The sequence below is a fragment of the Mycobacterium sp. E787 genome (genome assembly GCF_001668725.1).
Taxonomy (GTDB): domain Bacteria; phylum Actinomycetota; class Actinomycetes; order Mycobacteriales; family Mycobacteriaceae; genus Mycobacterium.
In genome coordinates this window covers 1-24,187 of the sequence record NZ_LZKL01000075.1, presented here as the reverse complement: position 1 = coordinate 24,187, position 24,187 = coordinate 1, and the positions used below count along the sequence as shown (strand labels likewise).

General features: G+C 68.4%; 27 protein-coding genes and 1 pseudogene. 9 read left to right on the top strand and 19 right to left on the bottom strand.

The window, feature by feature from the left end; translation table 11 throughout:
- From A5705_RS27295 to A5705_RS15420, 7 genes and pseudogenes are all read right to left on the bottom strand, one after another.
- A pseudogene (locus tag A5705_RS27295) lies at positions 1–75 on the bottom strand (WXG100 family type VII secretion target); the annotation flags it as partial.
- A 73-nt stretch (positions 76–148) separates the two neighbouring features.
- Positions 149–475, bottom strand: coding sequence for a hypothetical protein (locus tag A5705_RS15445; RefSeq protein WP_369829602.1), 327 nt, complete (start codon positions 473–475; stop codon positions 149–151).
- A gap of 228 nt (positions 476–703) precedes the next feature.
- Entirely contained in the window at positions 704–1,912 is a 1,209-nt protein-coding gene (locus A5705_RS15440) for a PPE family protein (RefSeq protein WP_067877975.1), read from the bottom strand.
- A 239-nt stretch (positions 1,913–2,151) separates the two neighbouring features.
- The gene (locus tag A5705_RS15435) at positions 2,152–2,436 is read right to left on the bottom strand and encodes a WXG100 family type VII secretion target (RefSeq protein ID WP_067877972.1); all 285 of its coding nucleotides are present in this window, start codon (positions 2,434–2,436) and stop codon (positions 2,152–2,154) included.
- Positions 2,437–2,467: 31 nt separating this feature from the next.
- Positions 2,468–2,764, bottom strand: coding sequence for a WXG100 family type VII secretion target (locus tag A5705_RS15430; protein WP_067877969.1), 297 nt, complete (start codon positions 2,762–2,764; stop codon positions 2,468–2,470).
- Between the two features lie 86 nt (positions 2,765–2,850).
- Positions 2,851–4,047 (bottom strand): PPE family protein, encoded by a 1,197-nt coding sequence (locus A5705_RS15425; protein WP_067878083.1) that lies wholly within the window; start codon positions 4,045–4,047, stop codon positions 2,851–2,853.
- 509 nt (positions 4,048–4,556) lie between these two features.
- Positions 4,557–5,954 carry a glycine--tRNA ligase gene (locus A5705_RS15420; RefSeq protein WP_197516950.1) on the bottom strand — a complete coding sequence of 466 codons (1,398 nt, stop codon included), beginning with the start codon at positions 5,952–5,954 and terminating at the stop codon, positions 4,557–4,559.
- Between the two features lie 188 nt (positions 5,955–6,142).
- On the opposite strand from A5705_RS15420, the gene A5705_RS15415 reads away from it, so the two are divergent.
- From A5705_RS15415 to A5705_RS15405, 3 genes are all read left to right on the top strand, one after another.
- Positions 6,143–6,577 (top strand): helix-turn-helix transcriptional regulator, encoded by a 435-nt coding sequence (locus tag A5705_RS15415; protein ID WP_231964296.1) that lies wholly within the window; start codon positions 6,143–6,145, stop codon positions 6,575–6,577.
- Positions 6,578–6,637: 60 nt separating this feature from the next.
- Entirely contained in the window at positions 6,638–7,030 is a 393-nt protein-coding gene (locus A5705_RS15410; protein ID WP_067877961.1) for a Fur family transcriptional regulator, read from the top strand.
- Positions 7,031–7,166: 136 nt separating this feature from the next.
- Complete coding sequence (locus tag A5705_RS15405; protein WP_067877958.1) at positions 7,167–8,159, top strand: alpha/beta fold hydrolase; 993 nt, start codon at positions 7,167–7,169, stop codon at positions 8,157–8,159.
- Positions 8,160–8,235: 76 nt separating this feature from the next.
- On the opposite strand, the gene A5705_RS15400 is transcribed toward A5705_RS15405, so the two are convergent.
- From A5705_RS15400 to recO, 3 genes are read right to left on the bottom strand one after another with little or no spacing between them, the layout of a single operon-like run.
- Complete coding sequence (locus A5705_RS15400; protein ID WP_067877955.1) at positions 8,236–8,664, bottom strand: hypothetical protein; 429 nt, start codon at positions 8,662–8,664, stop codon at positions 8,236–8,238.
- Positions 8,664–9,548 (bottom strand): decaprenyl diphosphate synthase, encoded by an 885-nt coding sequence (locus tag A5705_RS15395; protein ID WP_067877952.1) that lies wholly within the window; start codon positions 9,546–9,548, stop codon positions 8,664–8,666. The genes A5705_RS15400 and A5705_RS15395 overlap by 1 nt, the downstream gene beginning before the upstream one ends.
- A complete protein-coding gene (recO, locus tag A5705_RS15390) occupies positions 9,541–10,338 on the bottom strand; it encodes a DNA repair protein RecO (RefSeq protein WP_067877949.1) in 798 nt (265 codons plus the stop codon). The genes A5705_RS15395 and recO overlap by 8 nt, the downstream gene beginning before the upstream one ends.
- Before the next feature lie 61 nt (positions 10,339–10,399).
- On the opposite strand from recO, the gene A5705_RS15385 reads away from it, so the two are divergent.
- Positions 10,400–11,896 carry an amidase gene (locus A5705_RS15385; protein WP_067877947.1) on the top strand — a complete coding sequence of 499 codons (1,497 nt, stop codon included), beginning with the start codon at positions 10,400–10,402 and terminating at the stop codon, positions 11,894–11,896.
- Between the two features lie 59 nt (positions 11,897–11,955).
- Positions 11,956–13,413 carry an aminotransferase class I/II-fold pyridoxal phosphate-dependent enzyme gene (locus A5705_RS15380; RefSeq protein WP_068278430.1) on the top strand — a complete coding sequence of 486 codons (1,458 nt, stop codon included), beginning with the start codon at positions 11,956–11,958 and terminating at the stop codon, positions 13,411–13,413.
- Positions 13,414–13,453: 40 nt separating this feature from the next.
- On the opposite strand, the gene A5705_RS28160 is transcribed toward A5705_RS15380, so the two are convergent.
- From A5705_RS28160 to A5705_RS15355, 6 genes are all read right to left on the bottom strand, one after another.
- Positions 13,454–13,696: an SDR family NAD(P)-dependent oxidoreductase gene (locus A5705_RS28160; RefSeq protein WP_231982461.1), complete on the bottom strand. Its 243-nt coding sequence runs from the start codon at positions 13,694–13,696 to the stop codon at positions 13,454–13,456.
- Positions 13,697–13,758: 62 nt separating this feature from the next.
- Positions 13,759–14,658 (bottom strand): GTPase Era, encoded by a 900-nt coding sequence (era, locus tag A5705_RS15375; protein ID WP_068278429.1) that lies wholly within the window; start codon positions 14,656–14,658, stop codon positions 13,759–13,761.
- Positions 14,659–14,730: 72 nt separating this feature from the next.
- Positions 14,731–16,029, bottom strand: coding sequence for a hemolysin family protein (locus A5705_RS15370; RefSeq protein ID WP_068278428.1), 1,299 nt, complete (start codon positions 16,027–16,029; stop codon positions 14,731–14,733).
- The gene (gene ybeY / locus A5705_RS15365) at positions 16,026–16,559 is read right to left on the bottom strand and encodes an rRNA maturation RNase YbeY (protein WP_067877935.1); all 534 of its coding nucleotides are present in this window, start codon (positions 16,557–16,559) and stop codon (positions 16,026–16,028) included. The genes A5705_RS15370 and ybeY overlap by 4 nt, the downstream gene beginning before the upstream one ends.
- Positions 16,556–17,605, bottom strand: coding sequence for a PhoH family protein (locus A5705_RS15360; protein ID WP_067877932.1), 1,050 nt, complete (start codon positions 17,603–17,605; stop codon positions 16,556–16,558). Before A5705_RS15360 ends, ybeY begins: the two co-directional genes overlap by 4 nt.
- Positions 17,606–17,691: 86 nt before the next feature.
- The gene (locus A5705_RS15355; protein ID WP_068278426.1) at positions 17,692–18,306 is read right to left on the bottom strand and encodes a TetR/AcrR family transcriptional regulator; all 615 of its coding nucleotides are present in this window, start codon (positions 18,304–18,306) and stop codon (positions 17,692–17,694) included.
- 105 nt (positions 18,307–18,411) lie between these two features.
- Between A5705_RS15355 and A5705_RS15350 the strand changes: the two genes are divergently transcribed.
- Entirely contained in the window at positions 18,412–19,155 is a 744-nt protein-coding gene (locus tag A5705_RS15350) for a maleylpyruvate isomerase family mycothiol-dependent enzyme (protein ID WP_082956490.1), read from the top strand.
- A gap of 15 nt (positions 19,156–19,170) precedes the next feature.
- Here A5705_RS15350 and A5705_RS15345 read toward each other — a convergent pair whose 3' ends face one another.
- Genes A5705_RS15345 through hrcA form a run of 3 tightly spaced genes read right to left on the bottom strand, consistent with a single transcriptional unit; the run spans position 19,171 to position 22,204 of the window.
- Positions 19,171–19,941, bottom strand: coding sequence for a 16S rRNA (uracil(1498)-N(3))-methyltransferase (locus A5705_RS15345; RefSeq protein WP_068278425.1), 771 nt, complete (start codon positions 19,939–19,941; stop codon positions 19,171–19,173).
- A gap of 15 nt (positions 19,942–19,956) precedes the next feature.
- Positions 19,957–21,102 carry a molecular chaperone DnaJ gene (gene dnaJ / locus A5705_RS15340; protein WP_067877922.1) on the bottom strand — a complete coding sequence of 382 codons (1,146 nt, stop codon included), beginning with the start codon at positions 21,100–21,102 and terminating at the stop codon, positions 19,957–19,959.
- Between the two features lie 58 nt (positions 21,103–21,160).
- Complete coding sequence (gene hrcA, locus A5705_RS15335) at positions 21,161–22,204, bottom strand: heat-inducible transcriptional repressor HrcA (protein ID WP_067877920.1); 1,044 nt, start codon at positions 22,202–22,204, stop codon at positions 21,161–21,163.
- Positions 22,205–22,357: 153 nt separating this feature from the next.
- Between hrcA and A5705_RS15330 the strand changes: the two genes are divergently transcribed.
- The 3 genes from A5705_RS15330 to A5705_RS15320 form a co-directional block, all read left to right on the top strand.
- A complete protein-coding gene (locus tag A5705_RS15330) occupies positions 22,358–22,672 on the top strand; it encodes a type II toxin-antitoxin system VapB family antitoxin (RefSeq protein ID WP_067877919.1) in 315 nt (104 codons plus the stop codon).
- Positions 22,673–22,888: 216 nt separating this feature from the next.
- On the top strand, positions 22,889–23,494 hold the full coding sequence (locus A5705_RS15325) for a carboxymuconolactone decarboxylase family protein (RefSeq protein WP_067877917.1): 606 nt from the start codon (positions 22,889–22,891) through the stop codon (positions 23,492–23,494).
- The coding region (locus A5705_RS15320) for a sigma-70 family RNA polymerase sigma factor (RefSeq protein ID WP_068278431.1) at positions 23,491–24,187 on the top strand (697 nt) is incomplete at its 3' end. The genes A5705_RS15325 and A5705_RS15320, both read left to right, overlap by 4 nt.

The window sequence follows — 24,187 nt, the reverse complement described above, 5'->3', positions numbered from 1 at the left end:
GGTCTGCGCGTGGACCTCGAAACGGCCCGCCATCGCCCGCATCTCGTGCGGGTCGGTCATAAAACGTGTTGCCATGTTGCCTTTCTCCTTCTGGATTTAACTTCTCGGATTTCTCATACGGTTGGTCTTGGTATCCGGGGCTTCTCGATCAACCCGCCGCCGGAGAATTCGGTATCACGCTCGTCGTTCGCGGCATGTCGAAGCGGGGTTCGGCCTCGCCCTCCCAGGCGGCCCATTCGTCCCACTCGTTCCATTCGTCCGTGCCGTCGGCGCCCGCCTCGGGGTTCAACCCGTCGCTGGCTTGCTCCTTGGCATCGGCGCCCTCTTCCGGCTCCGGTGCCCAGTGGTCGTAGTCGTCCGGGGGAACCGCGACCCCCCACTTCAGCGGAACCGATAGACCGCCGAGCATCCCCGACTCACCACGCTTTGCCGCCACCGAATCGTCCGGCAGCGGCGAACCTAGAGGCAAAAGCACGTTGCCCCCTTCCACAGCCGTCTCGTTCACGTTGAGCACTCGATGGCGAACTCGTCACCACCAGGCGCTTCGTATCGTAAGTCACTCCTGAGGACAATATCCGGGATTGACCGATTTCGCTTCGTTGCGAAACAGTGCGCGATCCGGGGCAAAACCCGTGATCAAACCCGTGTCCCGTGGGGCCGCCAGCCGCAACCCCGACGTAATCACCCTGCCCTTTCCGACGACCTACCCAACTCCGGTCCGCGGCACCACGCTGGGCCGCTGCTGCACCACATGATTCGGGCTGGCCCCGCCGCGCCCCAACATCCCGCCGGGCATGCCCGCCCCGGCGCCCATGCCACCCATGGGCATCGGCATCATCGGCATCCCGCCGCCCGCCGGCGCTCCGGCCGCCGCCGCGGCAGGCATCTCGGGGCCCACGCCCGACATCGCTGCGCTGACCATCCGAGACGGCGCCGATCCCTGCCAGGTCGGGGGCACCGACATCGCCCCGACCAGGCGCGCCTTGCCCAGGCCGGCCGAGGCGCCGCCCAAGCCGCCCAGCCCGGCACCGCCGAGCCCTTTCGCGTCGGGCACGGCGCTGCTGACGAACTTCGCCGGGTCGAGGGCGCCGGCCGCACCCGTGGCCCCGGCCAGCGCCGCCGGATTCGCGCTCATTCCCGCTTGGGCCGCCATCATGATCGGCGACATCATCATGCTCACCGGCATCATCCCGACCTGCGCGACCGTCGACAGCCCGGACACCGGCACCGACGAAGCCAGCGAGGACACCTGCGCCACCGCGGACCCGGCCATCGCGGTCACGCCCAAACCGGAAACCGCGCTCGTCACCGACGACGCCACGTTGCCCAGCGGTGACGCCAAGCCCGTCAGCGGCGCCGACAGCACCCCGGCCAAGCCCGCCAGGTTCACCGGCGGCACGCTGAACGCCGGCAGCGCCGCGGCCACTCCCATCGCGCCGCCGTGATAGCCCACCATCGCGGCCACGTCCTGGGCCCACATCTCCATGTACTCGAACTCGGTCATGAAGATCGCCGGCGTGTTCTGGCCCAGGATGTTCGTGGCGATCAGCGCCATCAACTGGGCACGATTCGCCGCGATCGCGGGCGTGGGTACGGTCGCGGCCAACGCGGTCTCGAACGCCGAGGCCGCCGTTCGGGCCTGCAGCCCGGCCGATTCGGCCTGTGCGGCCGCCGCACTCAACCACCCGACGTAGGGCGTCGCCGCCGCCGCCATGGACATCGACGCCGGACCCGACCAGGGCCCGTCGGTCAGCCCGGAGACCACCGTTTGAAACGACGCCGCCGCCCCCGAAAGGTCAGACGCCAGGGAGTCCCATGCGGCGGCCGCCATGAACAAGGGCCCCGAACCCGCCCCGGCGAACATCAACGCCGAATTGATCTCCGGCGGGAAGAACGTAAAAGCGGGAACCATCACACCCCCAAGCCAGCCAGCCGCATGAACGGCACAGTCCAACGATCGACAGACACCACTGCCTGATAGTAAGGCCATCGCCCGTGAAAAGTCCGGGGTTTCACCAAACAGTCCAGCCCGTCGTGACGGTGAATTCGCATCGGAGACCGGTTCTCGTTACCCGCGCGGGCGTATGGGTGTGGGGCAGCGCCGCAGGCGCGGGTAACACCGCGGTGTTACCCGCGCCCTTGGGTAGCCGGCTAGGCCCAGCTCGACCCGACGGCGCTGTCGGTGCTGGCCATGTTGCTACCGGCGCTCTGCACCTTCTGGCCGTGGGCGTTGGCCTGCTCGTAAATCACCTGGAAGTTACGACCCAACTGGGTGATGAACTCCTGGCAGGCCACCGAACCGGCGCCACCCCAGAAGTCACCAGCGGCCAGCACATCGCGAACGATGGACTGGTGCTCGGCCTCCAACGACGCCGCCTGGGCGCGAATCGTCGCGCCGTGGGCGTCCACATCTCCGAACTGGTAATTAATCGTCATCGCACAACCCTCCTAAAGTCTCGTGGAGCAACTAGCTGCTCAAAATTTGCTGCGAAGCCTGCTCTTGCTGCTCGTAGTTGTTCGCGTCGCGGATCAGCCCGTCACGAACGCCCTGCAGCATGTTCACAATGTTGTGAAACGCCTGATTCATCTGTCCCATCGTGCTGTAGGACGTCGCCTCAGCCGCGCCACTCCAACCAGCGCCAGAAATGCTTTGGGATGAGGCCCACATCCGGCGCGCCTCGTCCGAAACCGTCTGCGCATGCACGTCGAAACGACCTGCCATCGCCCGCATCGCATGCGGATCGGTCATAAACCGTGTAGCCACCACACTGCTCCTTTCCTTACAAACAAATGTTTCAGTTAGGCGCCGCCATGGCGCCCAACGCGCAGTCCCGACCTATCACCCCCGCCCTAACCAACTCCGACCCGCGGCACCACACTGGGCCGCGACTGCACGACATGGGGGCTCGCTCCGCCGCGGCCCATCATTCCGCCGGGCATGCCGCCGCCGGCGCCCATACCACCCATCGGCATCGGCATGAACGGCATCCCGCCGCCCGCCGGCGCCCCCGCGGCCGCCGCGGCCGCGCCGGGCACCTCGCTGCCCAGACCCGACATCGCGGCACTGACCATTCGGGCGGGCGTCGACCCCTGCCACGTCGGCGGCACCGACATCGCCCCGACCAGGCGCGATTTGCCCAGTTCCGCCGACGCTGCGCCCAGCCCGCCGGCGCCGCCGAGCCCCTTCCCGAGGGGAGCGGCTTCGCTGACGAACTTCGGCGCGTCGGCGGCCAGATTCGTGGCACCCGCCAGCGCCGCCGGATTCGCGCTCATGCCGGCCTGGGCCGCCATCATGATCGGCGACATCATCATGCTCACGGGCATCATCCCGGCCTGGGCGAGCGTCGACAGCCCGGACACCGGCAGCGACGACGCCAACGTCGATGCCTGCGCTATCGAGGACCCGGCCACCGCCGTCACCGACGTCAGCGGAGCCGCCAATGCGCCCCCTGCCGACGACGCCAACCCGGCGACAGCCGACGTCACACCGGCCAACGGCGCGGTCAACAGCCCCGCCAGGTTCAGCGCCGGCAGGCTGAACGCCGGCAACGCCGCGGCCGCCGCCATAGCCCCGCCGTGATAGCCCAGCATCGCGGCCACGTCTTGCGCCCACATCTCCATGTACTCGAACTCGGTCATGAAGATCGCCGGGGTGTTCTGCCCCAGGATGTTCGCGGAGATCAACGCCAGCAGCTGCTCGCGGTTCGCCGTGATCGCCGCCGGGGGCACGGTGGCCGCCAACGCCGACTCGAACGCCGTCGCCGCGGCGCGGGCCCCGGCGCCCGCCGAATTCGCTTGCGCCGCCGCCGCGTTCAGCCAGCCCACGTAGGGAGTCGCGGCCTCCGCCATGGCCGCCGACGACGGACCCGTCCACGCCCCGTTGGTCAGTCCGGTGACGACGGAGTGAAACGACGATGCCGCGGCCGACAGGTCGGACGCCAGGGCGTCCCAGGCCTCCGCGGTCACGAACAAGGGCCCCGACCCCGCACCGGCGAATATCCGAGCCGAATTGATCTCAGGAGGCAGCCACGAAAAGTCGAGGACCATCACAACCACCACCCTGCGCGCCGCTCCAACGGCCGCGTCGCACCCCGAAAATCAATAGACACCACGACCGGATCGTAAGGCAAGAATCGCCAAAAAGCCGCAGTTCTCCCTAAACTTGAGTCGATCCGGGAACGTAAACTTGATCGAATCAACAAAGCAAACTTGATTCAATCCGAAAACGACTTGTCCTGCAGCGTCCGCACGAGGACCGGACAATGGGCCGTAAAGCGCCAACGACGTCGGGCGATGGTATGTGTTCGGGTCAATACCGAGCGAATAATCGGACCGGATTCGAATTTGATCGCGGAAGGCATTCAATAGTGAAAATAATATATGGGTGCAATTGATTTGCGAAATCGCCCGGCCAATGAAAGCCGAATATTCGAGGACCGGAATAGCGGTAATTGGGCAGGGACGCCACGGCTGAGAACAGGCGTGAAAGCCGCCCGTCGGTCGTTGGCGGCCCGGGCGTCCGCCCGCCACCAAGACCTTTAGGCGAGCCGTGGCGGCTAGCAGCCCTTCAGACGCGCGGCCAGGTAATCGGAGACGGCGCCGATCGCGACCCGGTCCTGCGTCATGGCGTCGCGCTCACGCACGGTCACGGCGTCGTCTTCCAATGAGTCGAAATCGACCGTCACGCAGAACGGCGTACCCACCTCGTCCTGCCGCCGGTAGCGACGACCGATGGCGCCGGCGTCGTCGAAATCGATGTTCCAGCTCTTGCGCAATTCCGCCGCCAGGTCGCGGGCCTTGGGGCTCAGGTCGGCGTGCCGCGACAACGGCAACACCGCGGCCTTGACGGGCGCCAGGCGCGGGTCGAGGCGAAGCACCGTCCGCTTCTCCATGGCGCCCTTGGCGTTGGGTGCTTCGTCCTCGCTGTAGGCATCGATGAGGAACGACATGAACGAGCGCGTCAGCCCTGCCGCCGGTTCGATGACGTAGGGCGTGTAGCGGGTGTCGGTCACCTGGTCGTAGAACGACAGGTCGGCGCCGGAATGCTTTGCGTGCGTGGACAGGTCGAAGTCGGTTCGATTGGCGACGCCCTCCAGCTCGCCCCACGGATTGCCGACGAAACCGAACTTGTACTCGATGTCGACGGTGCGGTCCGAGTAATGCGACAGCTTCTCTTTGGGGTGTTCATACAGCCGGAGGTTCTGCGGATCGATGCCCAGGTCGACATACCACTGCAGCCGGGTGTCGATCCAGTACTGGTGCCATTCCTTGGCCGTCGACGGTTCGACGAAGAATTCCATCTCCATCTGCTCGAACTCCCGGGTCCGGAAGATGAAGTTGCCGGGGGTGATCTCGTTGCGGAAGCTCTTGCCGATCTGCCCGATCCCGAACGGCGGCTTGCGGCGCGCGGTCGTCACCACGTTGGCGAAGTTGACGAAGATGCCCTGCGCGGTCTCCGGACGCAGATAGTGCAGCCCCTCCTCTGTCTCGATCGGCCCGAGGTAGGTCTTGAGCATCATGTTGAACTCGCGCGGCTCGGTCCATTGCCCCTTGGTGCCGCAGTCGGGGCAGACGATCTCGGTCATCGGGACCGAATCGGGGTCGGCGACGCCCTTCTTCGCCGCATAGGCCTCCTGCATGTGGTCCTGGCGGTGCCTGTGGTGGCAGTTCAGGCACTCGACCAGCGGGTCGTGGAAGACCTCGACGTGGCCGGAGGCCACCCATACCTGCCGGGGCAGGATGATCGACGAGTCGATGCCGACCACGTCGTCGCGTCCGGTGACCACCGCGCGCCACCACTGACGCTTGATGTTCTCCTTGAGCTCGACGCCCAGCGGGCCGTAATCCCACGCCGATTTGGTGCCCCCGTAGATCTCGCCGGAGGGAAAGACGAAGCCCCGCCGTTTGGCCAGGTTGACTACGGTGTCGATGACGGACGCCACGGGGCTGTGCACTCCCTCTCGAAGGTCGATACAAACGGGACGGCGGGAACCGCCCCTCGCAAAACATCAGCCATGGTATCGACCGGCGCGGCGATCTTTGACATGCGTCATCATGCATGTGACAGTGGAAAGCGCCGACCGCGATTCCCCGGCGGCACTCCCCCTACCCGGCGCTTCGAGGTGATGACGTTCCCATGGCGATGTCCTCCCCGATGCCCTTGTCGAAGTCTTCGGCGCAGCCGGCGGCCGACGGCGCCACGGGATCCGGCCTCGACGCCGCGGCCCACGAGCATGGCGCGGCCGTATCGGGCGAACACGCGGAGTTTCCCGAATATCCCGTCCCGCCGCCGCGGGAGATCCTCGACGCCGCGGGTGAGCTGTTGCGCGCGCTGGCCGCGCCCGTGCGGATCGCCATCGTGCTGCAGTTGCGCGAATCGCACCGCTGCGTGCACGAACTGGTCGACGCCCTGGGTGTGCCGCAGCCGCTGGTCAGCCAGCACCTGAAGATCCTCAAGGCCGCGGGCGTGGTGGCCGGGGAGCGGTCCGGCCGCGAGGTGCTGTACCGGCTGGCCGACCACCACCTCGCGCACATCGTCGTCGACGCCGTCGCTCACGCGAGCGAGGACACCGTATGACGCGCGCCGCGACGACGCCGTGGGGGTACCACCCACTTGCGGGGGAGAGAAGCGGTGCAAATGACTAACGCGAGCGTGCGCTCGACCCGCCAGCGAGCCGCGATCGCCGCGCTGCTCGAGACGCTCGACGAATTCCGCTCGGCCCAGGAACTACACGACGAGCTGCGGCGCCGCGGCGAGAACATCGGCCTGACCACCGTGTACCGGACGCTGCAGTCCATGGCGTCGGCCGGACTGGTCGACACGCTGCGCACCGACACCGGCGAGTCGGTCTACCGCCGGTGCTCGGAACATCATCACCACCACCTGGTGTGCCGGTGCTGCGGCTCGACCATCGAGGTGGGCGACCACGAGGTCGAGCAGTGGGCGGCCGAGGTGGCGGCCAAGCACGGCTACTCCGACGTCAGCCACACCATCGAGATCTTCGGCACCTGCGCCCAGTGCCGTTCCTAGGCCGCTGACCCGTCTCAGCCGCGGCACTCCGTGAAAAAGATTTTCTGAAAAAGTGTCCGACACGCGTCCGCCGCGTGCTCCTACCCATGAGTGGCCCACGGGCCGAGACAACACCCTCAAGGGAAGCGAGAAGACGATGCGGAACGAACTGTCGCCCCACCTGCGGCCGGTACGCGAGATCGAGGCCCCGTCACTGCAATTCCGGACGATCCACGGCTACCGCCGCGCCTTCCGCATCGCGGGGTCGGGACCGGCCCTGCTGCTGATCCACGGCGTCGGCGACAACTCCAAGTCGTGGGAACCGGTGCACGCCAAGCTTGCGCAGCGGTTCACGGTCATCGCGCCGGACCTGCTGGGTCACGGCGAGTCCGACAAGCCGCACGCCGACTACTCGTTGCCGGCCTTCGCGAACGGCATGCGTGACCTGCTCGCCGTGCTCGGCATCGAGCGGGTGACCGTCGTCGGGCATTCGTTCGGGGGCGGCGTCGCGATGCAATTCGCCTACCAGTACCCGCAGCTGGTCGAGCGCATCGTGCTGGTGAGCGCCGGCGGCGTCGACAAGGACGTCAGCATGGCGCTGCGGCTGGCGGCGATGCCGATGGGCGCCGAGGCGCTGGGTGTGCTCCGCGCGCCGGGCGTGATGCCCGCGATCCGGCTCGTCGGCCGCGCCGTGCAGACGACGCTGGGCTCCACCAAGTTCGGTCGCGACGCCGCTGACGTCGTCGACCTGCTCGAGGGCTTCCTGGACCCCGCCGGGCTGGCGGCGTTTGCGCGCACCTTGCGTTCGGTGGTGGATGCGCGCGGCCAATACGTCACCATGCTGGACCGCAGCTATCTCGTGAAATCCGTTCCGGTGCAGATCATCTGGGGCGAGGACGACTTGATCATCCCGGTGGACCACGCGCACACCGCGCACGCGGCGATGCCCGGTTCGCGCATGGAGATCTTCACCGACTCCGGGCACATGCCCTTCCACGACCACCCCGACCGCTTCGTCGAGGTCGTCGAACGGTTCGTCGACGCGACCCGGCCCGCCGCTTACGACCCGGACGTCATGCCCGCGCTGCTGCGGACGGGCGGCCGCGAAGACACCGCGCCGGGGGCCGCCCCGGAAGCCGCGGTGTCCTAACCCGATGGTGGCGACCCGCAGCGCCCGGTCCCCCAGCTTCGCGGGCCACCCCCCAACGCCGCGCTTGCGATCGCCCCTAGCCGGTCAGCGAAGCACGGATCTGCGCGCCCGTGTCGAGCACCAGCAGGACCAGGGTGCGCAGGGCGTCGTCGGTCAGGCCGCCGCCGGGAAAGTTGTAGCGCAGCATCACGTCCGCGGTCTTGGCCGAGCCCTTGCCGGAATTGCGTTGCACCGCTTTCTGGTTCACCTTCTCGACCAGCGTCACGCTGCCGAAGTTGCTGTCGCGCGCCTGCTTGGCGATCTGGTCGCTGACCTTCTTCGTCAGGGGCAGATCCCAGGCCAGGATCTGGGTCAGCGACACCAGGTCCAGGCCCTCGGCGATGTTCACGACCCGCAAGGACGCCAGCGTGCCGTTGTGGCGCAGCGTCAGGGCGCCGTCGGCTTCCTCCTCGACGGGCAGGACGTCGCGCAGTATCGACGCCAGGCGTTCCTGCAGTGATGGCACTAGGCGCTCCCGAACCGTCGATTGCGGTCGGCGTATTCCTCGCAGGCCGCCCACAGGTCGCGGCGATCGTAGTCGGGCCACAACTTGTCTTGAAAGATGAACTCGGCGTAGGCCGCCTGCCACAACATGAAGTTGCTTGACCGCTGCTCCCCCGAGGTCCGCAGGAAGAGGTCCACGTCGGGAATGTCGGGCCGTTGCAGGTGGCGGGAGATCGTCGACTCGGTGATCCGCTCCGGGCTGAGTCGTCCCACCTCCACCAAACGGGCGATTTCCCTTGTGGCTTCGGTGATCTCGGCACGGCCGCCGTAGTTGACGCAGTAATTGACCGTGATCACGTCGTTGTCGGCGGTCATGGCCTCCGCGATCGCCAATTCTTTGATCACGCTGCGCCACAGGCGGGGCCGCGAACCAACCCAGCGGATCCGGACCCCGATCGCGTTGAGGTTCACCCGGCGCATGCGCACCACGTCGCGGTTGAAACCCATCAGGAAGCGGACCTCCTCGGGCGAACGCTTCCAGTTCTCGGTGGAGAAGGCGTAGAGGCTCAACCACTTGATTCCGATTTCGATTGCGCCGCAGACGATGTCGATGACGACCGCCTCGCCGGCGCGATGGCCGTCGGTCCGGCTGAGGCCGCGCTGGGTGGCCCAGCGGCCGTTGCCGTCCATCACGATGGCCACATGATTGGGCAATCGGTCCGCAGGGATGCGCGGCGCGGCCGCCTTGGAAGTGTGCTGCGGCGGGCGGCGCGGGCCACCTGCGGGGGACGGCGGCAGCTCCGGGAAGACGACCGGCCAGGTGGACTTGTCGGGAAAGACGGGGTAGTCGTCGGGCGCGGGGGGCAGTTGCGGGAAGTCGGTCGACTTCGGCTTGCGCTCAGCCACAGGCCGTATCCTGCCCGATCAGCGCTGCGCGCCGCTCGGCGATGGTGCGGTCAGCCTGATAGGTCCGCTCTACCAGCGGCAACGTTTTGAGCTGCCGTTCCAGATGCCATTGCAGGTGCGCGGCCACCAGGCCGCTGACATAGCTGCGGTGCGATTGCGGCGACGCCTCGGCCGCCTCCCAGTCCCCGTCGTGCAGCGCGGCCATCAGATCCAGCACACCCGGCGGCGGGGTGGTCGAGCCGGCCGGTCGGCAGTGTGGGCAGACGCTGCCCCCGGCGGCGACGTGAAACGCCCGATGCGGACCGGGTGTGGCGCACCGGGCGCATTCGGTGAGCGCCGGCGCCCATCCGGCGATGCCCATGGCTCGCAGCAGATAGGCGTCCAGCAGCAGGTCGCGGGGCCGGCGCCCGTCGGCCACCGCGCGCAGCGCGCCCACTGTGAGCCGGTGCAGCGCCGGGGCGGGCGCCCGCTCCTCGCCGGCGAGGCGTTCGGCGGTTTCCAGCATCGCGCACCCGCAGGTGTACCGGCCGTAGTCGCTGACGATGTCGGTGGCGAACGCGTCGATGGCGACGACCTGGGTGACGATGTCGAGGTTGCGGCCGGGGTGCAGTTGCGCGTCGATGTGGGCAAACGGCTCCAGCCGCGCCCCGAATTTGCTGCGGGTGCGGCGTACGCCCTTGGCCACCGCGCGGACCAGCCCGTGGTCGCGGGTCAGCAGGGTGACGATCCGGTCGGCTTCGCCGAGCTTGTGCTGGCGCAACACCACAGCTCGGTCTCGATATAGCCGCATCACAATAGTTTTGCACCCCGCCGCGACAATGCGGGTATCCGCGCCGTTAGTCTCGTACCCCGTGATCGGCGCTTCCGGGGCGGGCACCGGGTCCATCTCCGGATCCGGCAACCAGCGCCTGCCCACGCTGACTGACCTGCTGTATCAGCTGGCCAGCCGCGCAGTGACGTCCACCACACTGGTGAGCCGTTCCCTGCACGCCATCCATTCCAGTCAGCCGACGCTGAACGCCTTCCGGGTGGTGCTGACCGAGTCGGCGCTGGCCGACGCGGCGAAGGCCGACCGGCGCCGGGCGGCGGGTGACACCGCGCCGCTGCTGGGCATCCCCATCGCGGTCAAAGACGACGTCGACATCGCCGGCGTGCCCACCGCCTTCGGCACCGAGGGATATGTCGCGCCCGCGACCCAGGACGCCGAGGTGGTGCGCCGCCTGAAGGCCGCCGGTGCCGTGATCGTCGGCAAGACGAACACCTGCGAGCTGGGCCAGTGGCCGTTCACCAGCGGACCCGGTTTCGGCCACACCCGCAACCCGTGGTCGCGGCGGCACACCCCGGGTGGATCGTCGGGTGGCAGCGCGGCCGCCGTGGCCGCGGGCCTGGTCACCGCCGCGATCGGCTCCGACGGCGCCGGCAGCGTCCGCATCCCCGCCGCATGGACGCACCTGGTGGGCATCAAGCCGCAGCGCGGCCGCATCTCCACCTGGCCGCTGGCGGAGGCATTCAACGGCATCACGGTCAACGGCGTGCTGGCCCGCACGGTGGCCGACGCGGCGCTGGTGCTCGACGCCGCGTCGGGCAACGTCGAGGGCGATCGGCACAAACCGCCCCCGATCACCGCGTCCGACTATGTCGGCAAGGCGCCCGGCCCGCTGAACATCGCGCTGTCAACCCGGTTCCCGTACACCGGTTTTCGGGCCAAGCTGCATCCCGAGATACTGGCCGCGACGCGGGCGGTGGGCAGGCAGCTCGAGCTGCTCGGCCACACCGTGGTGCCCGGCAACCCGGACTACGGCCTGCGGTTGTCGTGGAACTTCCTGGCCCGCTCGACCGCCGGCCTGCTCGAATGGGAGGAACGCCTGGGCGACGGCGTCGTCTGGGACCCCCGCACCCTGGCCAACCTGCGCATGGGCCACGTGCTCGGGCAGGCGATCCTGCGCAGCGCGCGCCGCCACGAGGCGGCCGACCAGCGTCGGGTCGGCTCGATCTTCGACATCGTCGACGTGGTGCTGGCACCGACGACCGCCCAGCCACCGCCGTTGGCGCGTGCCTTCGACCGGTTGGGTGGCTTCGGCACCGACCGCGCCATGATCGCCGCGTGCCCGCTGACGTGGCCATGGAACCTGCTCGGGTGGCCGTCCATCAACGTGCCGGCCGGCTTCACCTCGGAGGGTTTGCCGATCGGGGTGCAGCTGATGGGTCCGGCAAACAGCGAGGGCATGCTGATCTCGCTGGCCGCCGAGCTGGAGGCCGTCTGCGGCTGGTCGACCAAGCAGCCACCGGTGTGGTGGCACGCCGGCGCCGACACGCCGCCCGCCGGGGCGCCGCCATCGCGCCGATGAGCCGCCGCTGATCCGAGGCCGCGCTCTTAGCTCGCGGCAACGCGGGTATCCCCCAGCGCATGGATCAATCCGACGCTCCACTGCTGAACGCCCTGGCCGACTACCGGGAAAAGAACCGGTACGGGTTCACCCCACCGGGGCACCGGCAGGGCCGCGGCGCCGACAACCGGGTGCTGGCCGTGCTGGGCCACGAACCGTTCGCCGACGACGTGCTTGCCAGCGGCGGGCTGGACGATCGCCGGACCAGTAGCGGATACCTCAAACACGCCGAGGACCTGATGGCCGACGCGGTCGGGGCCGACGTCGCATGGTTTTCCACCTGCGGCAGCTCCCTGTCGGTGAAGGCCGCGATGATGGCCGTCGCCGGCGGCGACGGCAGCCTGCTGGTGAGCCGGGACAGCCACAAATCCATCGTGGCGGGCCTGATCTTCTCCGGCGTGCAACCCCGTTGGATCACCCCCCGCTGGGACGCCGAGCACCACTTCTCGCACCCGCCGTCACCGGAGCAGGTCGAGGAGACCTGGGAGAAGTATCCCGACGCCGCCGGTGCGCTCGTCGTGAGCCCCAGCCCGTACGGCACGTGTGCCGACATCGCCGGCATCGCCGACGTGTGCCACGCCCGCGGCAAGCCGTTGATCATCGACGAGGCGTGGGGCGCGCATCTGCCGTTCCACGAGGACCTGCCGACCTGGGCGATGGATGCCGACGCGGACCTCTGCGTGGTCAGCGTGCACAAGGTGGGCGCGGGCTTCGAGCAAGGCTCGGTGTTTCACCTGCAGGGCGACCGCATCGACCAAGATCGCCTTTCGGCGTGCGCGGATCTGCTGATGACCACCAGCCCCAACGTCCTGGTCTATGCCGCGATGGACGGATGGCGGCGGCAGATGGTCGAGCACGGCCACGAGTTGCTCGGAGCCGCGCTGGAATTGGCCCACGAGGTGCGTCAGGACATCGAGCTGATTCCGGACGTGCGGGTGCTCGACGACGAGTTGCTGGGGGTGCAGGCGTCCCACGACCTCGACCGATTGCAGGTGATGATGGACGTGTCGGAGACCGGCACCTCCGGATATCAGGCCGCCGACTGGCTGCGCTCACACGCTCACATCGACATCGGGATGAGCGATCACCGCCGCATTCTGGCGACCCTGTCCTTCGCCGACGACAAGACCACCGCCGGCCGTCTCACCCACGCCCTGGCCGAATGGCGCAGGGCGGCAAGTGATTTCGAACCGCCGCAGCGGATCGACCTGCCCTCACCCGAGGAATTGCAATTGGACAACGTGTGCCCGCCGCGCGACGCGTTCTTCGGGCGGGTCGAGGCGGTGCCCACCGACCGTGCCGCCGGACGGGTCTGCGCCGAACAGATCACGCCGTATCCCCCGGGCATTCCCGCCGTCGTGCCCGGCGAGTGCCTCAACGACGCCGTGCTCGACTACTTGTGTTCCGGTGTGCGGGCGGGGATGAACGTCCCGGACGCGGCCGATCCGTCGATGCGGACGATCCGGGTGCTCGCCTAGCCGGCGCGCGGCATCGACATCACCCTGTTACCAACGGCTTTCACCCGGTCGGGCAACACGCGGTTCGCCATGCCCATGGCTTTGACCATGACCGAGCCGGCCACGACCTTCTGATCCCGGTGCGCAGGTCCACCTGCACCGCCTGTACGGCCGAGCTCCATTGAGACAGCTTTTCGGGGACGTCTCTGATGGCGTCGTCATCGGCGGCCACGACGAGGTCATAGCCGTGTTGGGCGAACTGCTTGGCCAGCTCCAGCCCAATGCCGCTGGAAGCGCCGGTCACCAGGGCTAACTGTGGTTGCGTCATACGCGACGGCTACCCGTGCCACCCGCGGTCAAACCTCTTTAAAAACCAAGCCGTCCAAGCTGTTTAGGGTCGCTCTGCCAGTTCTTGGCGATTTTGACCCGCAGGTCGAGGTAGACCTTGGTGCCCAGCAGCTTCTCGATCTGGGCGCGCGCGGCTGTGCCGACTTCCCGCAACCGCGCGCCGCCCTTGCCGATCACGATGCCCTTCTGACTGTCCCGCTCGACGTAGAGGATCGCGTGTACATCGATGAGATCGTCCCGCCCCTCCCGCGGGTTGACCTCGTCGATCACCACCGCCAAGGAGTGCGGGAGCTCGTCGCGGACCCCCTCGAGCGCGGCCTCGCGGATGAGCTCGGCCATCAGCACCTCCTCGGGCTCGTCGGTCAGCTCACCGTCGGGGTAGTAGGCCGGCCCGGCGGGCAGCGCCGCGGCCAGCACGTCGATCAGCACGTCCACCTGCTCGCCCGTCACCGCCGACACCGGGACGATTTCGGCCGAGTCGCCGACCAGCTCGCTGACGGCGACCAGCTGGGCCGCCACCCGGTCCTTGGGCACCTTGTCGATTTTCGTGACGACGGCGACCAGCGCGGTCTTGGGAGCGACGGTGCGAATCTGCTCGACGATCCACCTGTCGCCCGGGCCGATCGGCTCGTCGGCCGGGATGCACAACCCGATCACGTCGACCTCGGCGTAGGTGTCGCGGACCAGTTCGTTGAGCCGCTTGCCCAGCAGCGTCCGCGGCCGGTGCAGGCCGGGGGTGTCGACCAGGATGATCTGGAAGTCTTCCCGGTGCACGATCCCGCGGATGGTGTGCCGGGTGGTCTGTGGCCGCGTCGAGGTGATCGCCACCTTCGCGCCGACCAGCGCGTTGGTCAGCGTCGACTTGCCGGTATTCGGCCGCCCCACCAGACATACGAACCCCGAACGGAATTCAGTCATGGCAACCCATCGCCGAGCGTGAACTCAGGGCGAGTTTTTCCGCAATTTTTCGCCGTGAGTGCACGTTCGGCGTCATGGCAGGGCCCCGTCCGTCGAACCGTTGGATTCCGCCGGGCTCAGCAGGACGGTGTTGATCCGCACCCGGCCCCGGTGATCGGGGCCGCCCTCGGCGCGCAGGCGCAAGCCATGCGACACGACCTCGGCGCCGGGCAGCGGCACCCGGCCCAACTCCAGAGCCACCAGGCCGCCCACCGTGTCCACGTCGAGGTCGTCGTCGAATTCCACGTCGTACAGTTCGCCGACGTCTTCGATCGGCAGTCGCGCCGACACCCGAAACCTTTTGTCGCCCAGATCTTCTATCGGGGCCGTCTCCGCCTGGTCGTACTCGTCGGCGATCTCCCCGACGATCTCTTCCAGCACGTCCTCGATGCTGACCAGGCCGGCGATCGCCCCGTACTCGTCGACGAGCAGGGCCATGTGGTTGCGGTCGCGCTGCATCTCGCGCAGCAACGCGTCCAGCGGCTTGGAGTCCGGCACGAAGACCGCCGGGCGCATGACTTGCGACACCTTGATCTCGCGGCCGCCGTCGGGCGACAGGACCATCTGTTGCACAAGGTCTTTCAGGTACACCACACCGACGATGTCGTCGACGTTCTCGCCGATCACCGGGATGCGCGAGTGCCCGCTGCGCACGGCGAGGTTTGTCGCCTGGCTGGCGGACTTGTCGCTTTCGATCCAGATCATCTCGGTGCGTGGCACCATCACCTCGCGCGCCGGGGTGTCACCGAGCTCGAAGACCGACTCGATCATCCGGCGCTCGTCGGCGGCGACGACGCCGCGCTGCTGGGCCAGGTCGACGACCTCGCGCAGTTCGATCTCGGAGGCGAACGGCCCGTTGCGCAACCCCCGGCCGGGGGTGAGCGCGTTGCCCAGCACCACCAGCAACCGGCTCAGCGGCATCAGCAACCACGAAATCACCCGCAGCGGAAGGGCTGCCGCCAGGGCAATGGAATAGGCGTGCTGGCGGCCGAGGGTGCGGGGGCCGACTCCGATGACGACGAAGCTGGTCACCACCATGATGGCGGCCGCGCCGAACAACCCCCACTTGATGCCCCAGTTGTCGTAGAGGAACACCACCAACAAGACGGTCGCGGTGATCTCGCAGATGATGCGCAGCAGCACCATCAGGTTGATGTAGCGCGGCCGCTCGCTCATCACCTGGAACAGCGACACCGCGCCGGGTCGCTCCTCGCGCACCAGTTCCTGCACGCGCGCGAGTGACACCGTGCTGATGGCGGCGTCGATCGCCGCGAAAAGGCCGCCCAGAGCAATCAATGCGATCGCGCCCAGCAGCTGGGAAACGCCGGTCAATTGTCGAAATACCTTGACTTGTCCAGCAATCGGCGGTCGCGTTCCTCTTGGCGGTCCTGCCGGTAGGCCTCGACCTGTTCGGCGACCCATTCTTCGAGCAACCGGTCCTGCAGCGCGAACATCTCTTTTTCCTCGGCCGGCTCGCCGTGATCGTAGCCGAGCAGGTGCAGCACACCGTGAATGGTCAACAGCGCCAACTCATGTCCGAGGCTGTGGCCGGCCGCGGCCGCCTGTTCGGCGGCGAATTCGGGGCACAGCACGATGTCGCCGAGCATCGCAGGTCCCGGCTCGGGCGCATCAGGGCGACCGCCGGGCTCGAGCTCGTCCATCGGGAAGCTCATCACGTCGGTCGGCCCGGGCAAGTCCATCCAGCGCATGTGCAGGTCGGCCATCGCCGCGGTGTCCAGCAGCACCATCGACAGCTCGGCGCTCGGGTTGACGTCCATCCGCGCGATCACGAACTTCGCGACGCTGACCAATTCGACCTCGGACACGTCGATGCCCGACTCGTTGGAGACCTCGATGCTCATCGGCGGCTACGGGCACCCGACGCCCGCCGGGCCGCGCGGTTCATCCCGGAGCCGGGCTCCTCGTAGCGGGCGTAGGCGTCGACGATCTCCGAAACCAGCCGGTGGCGCACCACATCCACGCTGGTCAGCTCCGCGATGCAGATGTCGTCGACGCTGTCGAGGATGTCGATCGCAGAGCGCAGGCCCGATCGTGCGCCGCCGGGCAGGTCGATCTGCGTCATGTCACCGGTGACCACCATCTTTGACCCGAAGCCCAGTCGGGTAAGGAACATCTTCATTTGTTCGGCGGTGGTGTTCTGGGCTTCGTCGAGGACGATGAACGCGGAATTCAAACTTCTCCCGCGCATGTATGCCAGCGGCGCCACCTCGATGACCCCGGCCGACATCAGCTTCGGGATCAGCTCGGCGTCCATCATGTCGTACAGCGCGTCATACAGTGGCCGCAGGTACGGATCGATCTTCTCGCTCAGCGTGCCCGGCAGAAACCCAAGGCGCTCACCGGCTTCCACGGCCGGCCGGGTCAGGATGATCCGGCTCACCTGCTTGGTCTGCAACGCGTGGACGGCCTTGGCCATGGCCAGGTACGTCTTGCCGGTGCCGGCGGGGCCGACGCCGAAGACGATGGTGTGGGCGTCGATGGCGTCGACATAGCGCTTCTGGTTCAGCGTCTTGGGCCTGATCGTGTTGCCGCGCCAGGACAACACGTCCAGGGTGAGGACCTCGGCCGGTGACTCGTTGCCGGTGCCGACCAGCATGGCGACGCTGTGGCGCACCACCTCCGGCGTCAACGGCTGGCCGCCGGCCACGATCGCGATGAGCTCCGAGACCGCCCGCTCGGCCAGCGCGACGTCGGCCGGCTCGCCGGAGATCGTGACGGCATTGCCGCGCACGTGCAGGTCGGCGCTCAGGGTGCGTTCGAGGGCGCGCAGGTTTTCGTCTGCGGAGCCGAGCAGGCCCACAACGAGGTCGGGCGGAACGTTGATGCTGCTGCGAACTCGAGCAGAGCCCGAAGATGCGCCGACAGCGCTGGTTTCGCGGGGCGTCACGTGGTTTCCGATACCTGCTTCCTCGGCTTGTCAGGGGTTTGCTCAGCTGACTCAGTCTACGCCGGGGGCTCCCGATGGTCAGCCTTCTAGTCACCGTCGCTTGCGGTAAGGGCCCGGATCAACCGGTCGATGACCGCGCCGGCTTCCCGCCGTGCAGTGTCATGATCGTCGGCCCTCGCGACGAAAAGGGTGGCCTCGCGCATGGCGCCCAGCATCGTCAGCGCGGTCGCTTCGATCGGTTGTGGCGGGATGCGGCCGGTCTCGATGGCGCTGGACAGCAGCGCCCGCACCAGCCCGATGTTGTAGCGGTTGCCGATCTCGGTCCACCGCGTCCAACCGAGCACCGCCGGCGCGTCCACCAACGCGATGCGCTGAATTTCGGGATCGGAGCAGGCGTCCAACCAGAACGCGGCGCCCAATCGCATGACCTCTATGGCGTCGGTTTCGCCTGCCGCCGCGATGGCCTCGGCCATCCGGGCGGCGACCTCCGCCTCGACTTGCTCGAACACGGTCGCGAACAGCTCGGTCTTGTCGGCGAAGTGATGGTAGAGCGCTCCGCGGGTCACGCCCGCCGATCGCACGATCGCCTCCAGAGCGACCTCCGCGAAACCGTTGGCCGCGAACAACGGCCGTGCCGATGCCACCAGTGCCTCCCGTGTCTCGGCGGAGCGCTCCGCCTGGGTGCGGCGATCGTCGTTCAAATCGGTTGCCTTTCATACATACTGTATGTAGGTTCATACATACTGTATGAATCTCGCTCTCAAGATAGCAGCGGGACGGCCGAACCACGGAAAGGGACACGTGAGATGAGCTCAGCGATACAGGCGGTCGAGGCGGACCGGGCGGCGCTGCTGAAGATCTTGTCCGAGCTGCACGACTCCGACTGGGCCCGGGCGAGCGGGTGCCCGGGCTGGTCGGTGCGGGACGTCGTGTCGCACATGGCGTGCAGTTTCTGGCTGGCCGTCGACCCGTCGCACCTGCCCGATCCCGGCGGCCTGCCCGCCGAGCGGGCAGCGGACCTTTACGTCGAGTCGCGCCGCTCCATGACCTCCCGGGAAATCGTCGACGATTACGAATCAGTCAGCTCGAAGGGCCTCGAGGTCCTCGCCGCCGCGGAGGGCCAAGACTTCGAGGTGCCGCTGGGGGATGTCGGGACCTATCCCGCGTCGGTGATTCCCACCGCGTTCGCCTTCGAGCATTATGTGCACATCAGACATGACCTATTGCAGCCGCATGGCCCGCTGCAGGCGGAGCCCCCGGCCTGCGACGGATTGCGGCTCGAGCCAACCGTCGACTGGATCGAGGCAGCACTGCCCCAGCAGAACGCTGCCCTGCTCGGGCGCATCGACGACGCGGTCGAGATCCGCCTGACCGGAGGTTGCGCGCGCACGCTGCGCTTCGGCGAGGGGGACGTGACCGCCCAAATCACCTCCGACGGCGACGCATTCGTGCGGTGGATCAGTCAACGCGGAAACTGGGAAGCCCTCGGGGTGCAAGCGGAAGGAGACCGCGCGAACCTCGAGATCGTGCGTCAGCTCAGCGTTTTCTGAAGCGGCGCCGAGGCCTCAGTCACCGCCGTCCAAGCCCGCAGAGTCCCATCGTGGCGTGAGCACACCCAGCGCGCCCAGCGCCACCGCCGCGGCGGTCGACGTCCGTAGCACCTGGGGGCCGAGCCGGACCGCCACCGCGCCCGCCTCGGTCAGCGCGGCTATCTCGTCCGGCGCGATGCCGCCCTCGGGGCCGACCACCAGGAGCACCGAATCCGCTTGGCCGACATGGGCTTCCGACAGCCGGTCGGCCGCCGACTCATGCAAGGCCAGCACCGCCGACCCGGCCGCCACCTCGTCGCGCACCCGCCCCGTCAGCGCCGCGGTGGACAGCACCCCGTCGACGGGCGGGATGTGTGCCCGGCGCGACTGCCGGGCCGCCGAGCGGGCGACGGCACGCCACCGGCGCAGGCCCTTGTCGACCCGTGGCCCGTCCCAGCTGGCCACGCAGCGGGCCGCCCGCCAGGCCAGGAACGCGTCCGCGCCGGCCTCGGTGGCCAACTCGATCGCCAGTTCCGAGCGGTCGGACTTGGGCAGCGCCTGCACGACGGTCACCGCCGGGCGGCCGGGTTCGACGCTCCAGCGCCCCAGCACCCGGGCGCGCACCCCGTCGCGCCCGGCATGCTCGACCTCGCACCGGGCGAGGCCACCGGCGCCGTCGCCGAGCACCAGTTGCTCGCCGGGCCGGATGCGGCGCACCGTGGCGGCGTGGAAACCCTCGTCGCCGTCGATGATGGCCAGCGCGCCTGTGTCGGGCAGTGCGTCAACGTAGAACAGCGTCGCCACCATGCGGGGCCCAGGGACTCAGCGCCCGGTGAAGGTCTCGCGCAGCCGGCTGAACAGCCCCCCGCCGGCGTGGGTGGAACGAACCTCGGGGACGTCGCGGCTGCGGCGGTTCTTGAGCTCCCGCAGCAGTTCGGTGTCGTGGTGATCCAGCCGGGTGGGCACCACCACCTCGACGTGGACGTGCAGGTTGCCGCGCACCCCGGAACGCAGGTGCGGCATCCCGTGGCCGCGCAGCGTGATGATCGAACCCGGTTGCGTGCCAGGCGGAATGGTGATCTCGCTCTGACCGTCCAGGATGGCGTCGATGGTCACCGTGGCGCCCAGCGCCGCATCGATCATCGGGACCGACACCGTGCAGTGCAGGTCGTCGCCCTCGCGGACGAAGATGTCGTGGGGCTGCTCGTGCACCTCGACGTAGAGGTCGCCGGCCGGGCCGCCGCCGGGCCCGACCTCGCCCTGCGCGGCCAGGCGCACCCGCATGCCGTCGCCGACGCCGGCGGGAATCTTGACGCTGATCTCCCGGCGGGCCCGCACCCGGCCGTCGCCCATGCACTGGTGGCACGGGTCCGGGATGACGACCCCGACGCCGCGGCAGGTGGGGCACGGCCGCGACGTCATCACCTGGCCCAGCAGCGAGCGCTGCACCGTCTGGACCTCCCCGCGGCCACCGCAGGTGTCGCAGGGCACGGGCACCGAATCGCCGTTGGTGCCCTTGCCCTGGCACCGGTCGCACAGCACCGCGGTGTCGACGGTGACCTGCTTGGTCACGCCGGTCGCGCACTCCTCGAGGTCGAGCCGCATCCGCAGCAGCGAGTCCGCACCGGGCCGGACCCGGCCGATCGGGCCCCGGGAGGCCGAACCCGCGTTGAAGCCGCCGCCGAAGAACGCCTCGAACACGTCGCCGAGGTTGCCGAAGCCACCGAATCCCCCGCCGGCCGCTGCGGCGTTCTCCAGCGGATCACCGCCCAGGTCGACGATCCGGCGCTTCTCCGGGTCGCTCAGCACCTCGTAGGCGACGCTGATCTCCTTGAACTTCGCCTGCGCGGCCTCGTCCGGATTGACGTCGGGATGCAGCTCGCGCGCCAATTTGCGATACGCGCGCTTGATCTCCGCATCGCTGGCGTTTCTGCTCACGCCGAGCAGCCCGTAATAGTCGCGTGCCACGCCCTGACCTTCCTTGTGCCGCCGTTATGCGGCCGTCAACAAACACCAGGGTGCGCGGTCATCGGGCACCCAGAACTTCGCCGATATAAAGAGCAACCGCTGCCACGCTGGCGATAGTTCCCGGATAGTCCATCCGGGTGGGGCCCAGCACACCCATACCGCCGTACACGGTATCCGAGGTGCCGTAGGCGGTGGACACCATCGAGGTGCCCGCCATCTGCTCGGCCGCCGTCTCGTGCCCGATGCGAACCGTCACCTTGCCGGCCTCCTGCTGGGCCGCCAGCAACCGGAGTACCACCACCTGCTCCTCGAGGGCCTCCAGGATGGACCGCAGCGAACCCCCGAAGTCCGCGGCGTTGCGGGTCAGGTTGGCGGTGCCGCCCATCAGCAGGCGCTCCTCGGTGTGCTCCACCAGCGACTCGAGCAGCACCGTCGCGGAGCGGCCGACGGCATCGCTGAGGTTGGTGGCCAGCCCGCTGCGCCCGTGCAGCTCGCCGGCCAGGTCGGCCACGGCGGTGGACGCCGCGGCGAGTTTCTTGCCGACCAGGGCCTGGCCCAGCATCTCGCGCAACTGGGACAGCTGATGGTCGTCGATCACGTCGCCGAGTTCGACGATGCGCTGGTCCACCCGGCCGGAGTCGGTGATGACGACCATCAACAGCCGGGCGGGCGTCAGGCCGATCACCTCGAGGTGGCGCACCGTCGACGCCGACAGCGTCGGGTACTGCACCACCGCGACCTGGCGGGTCAGCTGGGCCAACAGCCGCACCGCGCGCCGCAGCACGTCGTCGAGGTCGACTCCGGACTCCAGGAAACTTTGAATCGCGCTCCGCTCGGCCGACGACAGCGGCTTGACCTCGGCGAGCCGATCCACGAACTCGCGGTAGCCCTTTTCGGTGGGCACCCGGCCGGAGCTGGTGTGCGGCTGGGCTATGTAACCCTCGGCCTCCAGCACCGCCATGTCATTGCGGACGGTGGCCGACGACACGCCGAGGTTGTGACGCTCGACCAACGACTTGGAACCGATCGGTTCCTTGGTGGCGACGAAATCGGCGACGATGGCGCGCAATACCTCGAAGCGACGCTCCTCGGCGCTTCCCATCGGCTCCCACCTCCTCAATCGCGTCCATTTTACGGTGTCACGAGGGCCTCACCGCCATTCGCGGCGTCTCGCGGCGACCGCGGGCACGTTGCGGACTAGCCTGTCCACCATGTACTCGTCGGGCCCGGGGGATGCGTCAGAGACGATCCGCCAATGATTTTCAAGGGCGTGCGCGACGGCAAGCCTTACCCCGAGCACGGCCTGTCCTACAAGGACTGGTCCCAGATACCCCCGCAGCAGATCCGGCTCGACGAATTGGTCACAACCACGACCGTGCTGGCGCTCGACCGGCTGCTGTCGGAGGACTCCACCTTCTACGGCGATCTTTTCCCGCACGCGGTGCGATGGCGGGGCATCACCTACCTCGAGGACGGCCTGCACCGTGCGGTGCGCGCCGCGCTGCGGAACCGCACCGTCTTGCACGCGCGGGTGTTCGACATGGACATGCCGCTGAGCCGGCAGACATAGTGGCAATCGCAAGCGCGGCGTAGCCGGGCGCAGCGGGTTGCCACCGTCGGACCCGGTGGCAATCGCAAGCGCGGCGTAGCCGGGCGCAGCGGGTTGCCACCGGCAGACATAGTGGCAATCGCAAGCGCGGCGTAGCCGGGCAAGCGCTTGCGCGCGGTCACACTTCTGCGTCGCCGGGTGTCGACGTAGAAAGGACCACGTTCAAGGAGGACCGCCATGCCTCGCCTTCAAGGAGTCTCCGACCGCGACGCCGGTCTCGGCGCCAAGATCGCCTTCTTCTTCACCCGACGCAAGCTGGCCCGGATGACGGGCTTAAAAGACGTGGCGACCGCGGGGATGCTCGAACCGCTGCGGATGTATGCGCACATCCCCCGGCTGCTCAACGCCTACGGCAGGCTCGAGCAGGCCGAGTCGAAGCTGGACGTCCTCAGTCCCCGCCACCGCGCGCTGGCCGAGCTGAAGTCGGCGACCACCGTCGGCTGCGAGTACTGCATCGACCTGGGTTCGCAGATCGCGCGCCAGTGGGGAATCACCGACGAGGAACTGCTGGGCATGTCGGATTACCGGAACGCCTCGTGCTTCTCCGAGCTCGACAGGCTGATCCTGGAGTACGCCACCGCGATCAGCCGCACCCCGGTCGAGGTCAGCGATCGGCTCTTCGACGCGCTGCGCGCACACTTCGACACCGCCCAGCTGGTCGCGCTCACCCACGTCATCACGCTGGGCAACCTGCGCGCCCGGTTCAACATCGCGCTCGACATCGGATCGTCGGGTTTCTCCGGTCACCGCGTCTGCGCCGTTTCCGAGCAGGGTCGCGCGTGACGACGGCGGACGCGTCGGATGCCGCGCTGGCGGCGCGTTTCGAGGCGGCGCGGCCACGGCTGGGTGCCATCGCCTATCGCATGCTCGGCTCGATCGACGACGCCCAGGACGCCGTGCAGGAGGCCTGGCTGCGGCTCGGCCGCACCGATCAGGACATCGCCAACCTCGACGCGTGGCTGACCACCGTGGTGGCCCGCATCTGCCTGAACACCCTGCGCGACCGCCACGGCGGCGGGCGCGAGGAGCCGGTCGGGCACCTGCCGGATCCGATCGTCGACGTCGAGGGCGAATTCGATCCCGAACACCGGGCGATGCTGGCCGACGCCGTGGGGTTGGCCTTGTTCGTGGTGTTGGACACGTTGCCGCCGGCCGAGCGGTTGGCCTTCGTGCTGCACGACGTGTTCGCCGTCCCGTTCGACGAGATCGCGCCCATCGTCGACCGCACCCCGGAGGCGACGCGCAAGCTGGCCAGCCGGGCCCGCCGGCGCATCGAGCAGGCCCACCCGGCACCCGAGGGTGACGTCGCCGCGCAGCGCGAGGCCGTCGACGCCTTCTTCGCGGCGGGGCGCGCCGGCGACTTCGACCGGCTGCTGTCCGTGCTGCATCCCGACGTGGTGCTGCGCGGCGACTTCGGCCGGGGCGCCCCCGGGTTCCGTGCCGAGGGCGCGGCCGCGGTGGCCAAGCTCGCCCGCG

What these genes read in the sequence shown, in the direction of transcription:
- A5705_RS15440 (WP_067877975.1), bottom strand. Translation starts at nt 1,912, where the DNA reads ATGGTTCCCGCTTTTACGTTCTTCCCGCCGGAGATCAATTCGGCGTTG.
- A5705_RS15435 (WP_067877972.1), bottom strand. Translation starts at nt 2,436, where the DNA reads ATGACGATTAATTACCAGTTCGGAGATGTGGACGCCCACGGCGCGACG.
- A5705_RS15425 (WP_067878083.1), bottom strand. Translation starts at nt 4,047, where the DNA reads ATGGTCCTCGACTTTTCGTGGCTGCCTCCTGAGATCAATTCGGCTCGG.
- A5705_RS15415 (WP_231964296.1), top strand. Translation starts at nt 6,143, where the DNA reads ATGTCCTCCCCGATGCCCTTGTCGAAGTCTTCGGCGCAGCCGGCGGCC.
- A5705_RS15410 (WP_067877961.1), top strand. Translation starts at nt 6,638, where the DNA reads ATGACTAACGCGAGCGTGCGCTCGACCCGCCAGCGAGCCGCGATCGCC.
- A5705_RS15405 (WP_067877958.1), top strand. Translation starts at nt 7,167, where the DNA reads ATGCGGAACGAACTGTCGCCCCACCTGCGGCCGGTACGCGAGATCGAG.
- recO (WP_067877949.1), bottom strand. Translation starts at nt 10,338, where the DNA reads ATGCGGCTATATCGAGACCGAGCTGTGGTGTTGCGCCAGCACAAGCTC.
- A5705_RS15380 (WP_068278430.1), top strand. Translation starts at nt 11,956, where the DNA reads ATGGATCAATCCGACGCTCCACTGCTGAACGCCCTGGCCGACTACCGG.
- era (WP_068278429.1), bottom strand. Translation starts at nt 14,658, where the DNA reads ATGACTGAATTCCGTTCGGGGTTCGTATGTCTGGTGGGGCGGCCGAAT.
- ybeY (WP_067877935.1), bottom strand. Translation starts at nt 16,559, where the DNA reads ATGAGCATCGAGGTCTCCAACGAGTCGGGCATCGACGTGTCCGAGGTC.
- A5705_RS15350 (WP_082956490.1), top strand. Translation starts at nt 18,412, where the DNA reads ATGAGCTCAGCGATACAGGCGGTCGAGGCGGACCGGGCGGCGCTGCTG.
- A5705_RS15345 (WP_068278425.1), bottom strand. Translation starts at nt 19,941, where the DNA reads ATGGTGGCGACGCTGTTCTACGTTGACGCACTGCCCGACACAGGCGCG.
- hrcA (WP_067877920.1), bottom strand. Translation starts at nt 22,204, where the DNA reads ATGGGAAGCGCCGAGGAGCGTCGCTTCGAGGTATTGCGCGCCATCGTC.
- A5705_RS15330 (WP_067877919.1), top strand. Translation starts at nt 22,358, where the DNA reads ATGATTTTCAAGGGCGTGCGCGACGGCAAGCCTTACCCCGAGCACGGC.
- A5705_RS15325 (WP_067877917.1), top strand. Translation starts at nt 22,889, where the DNA reads ATGCCTCGCCTTCAAGGAGTCTCCGACCGCGACGCCGGTCTCGGCGCC.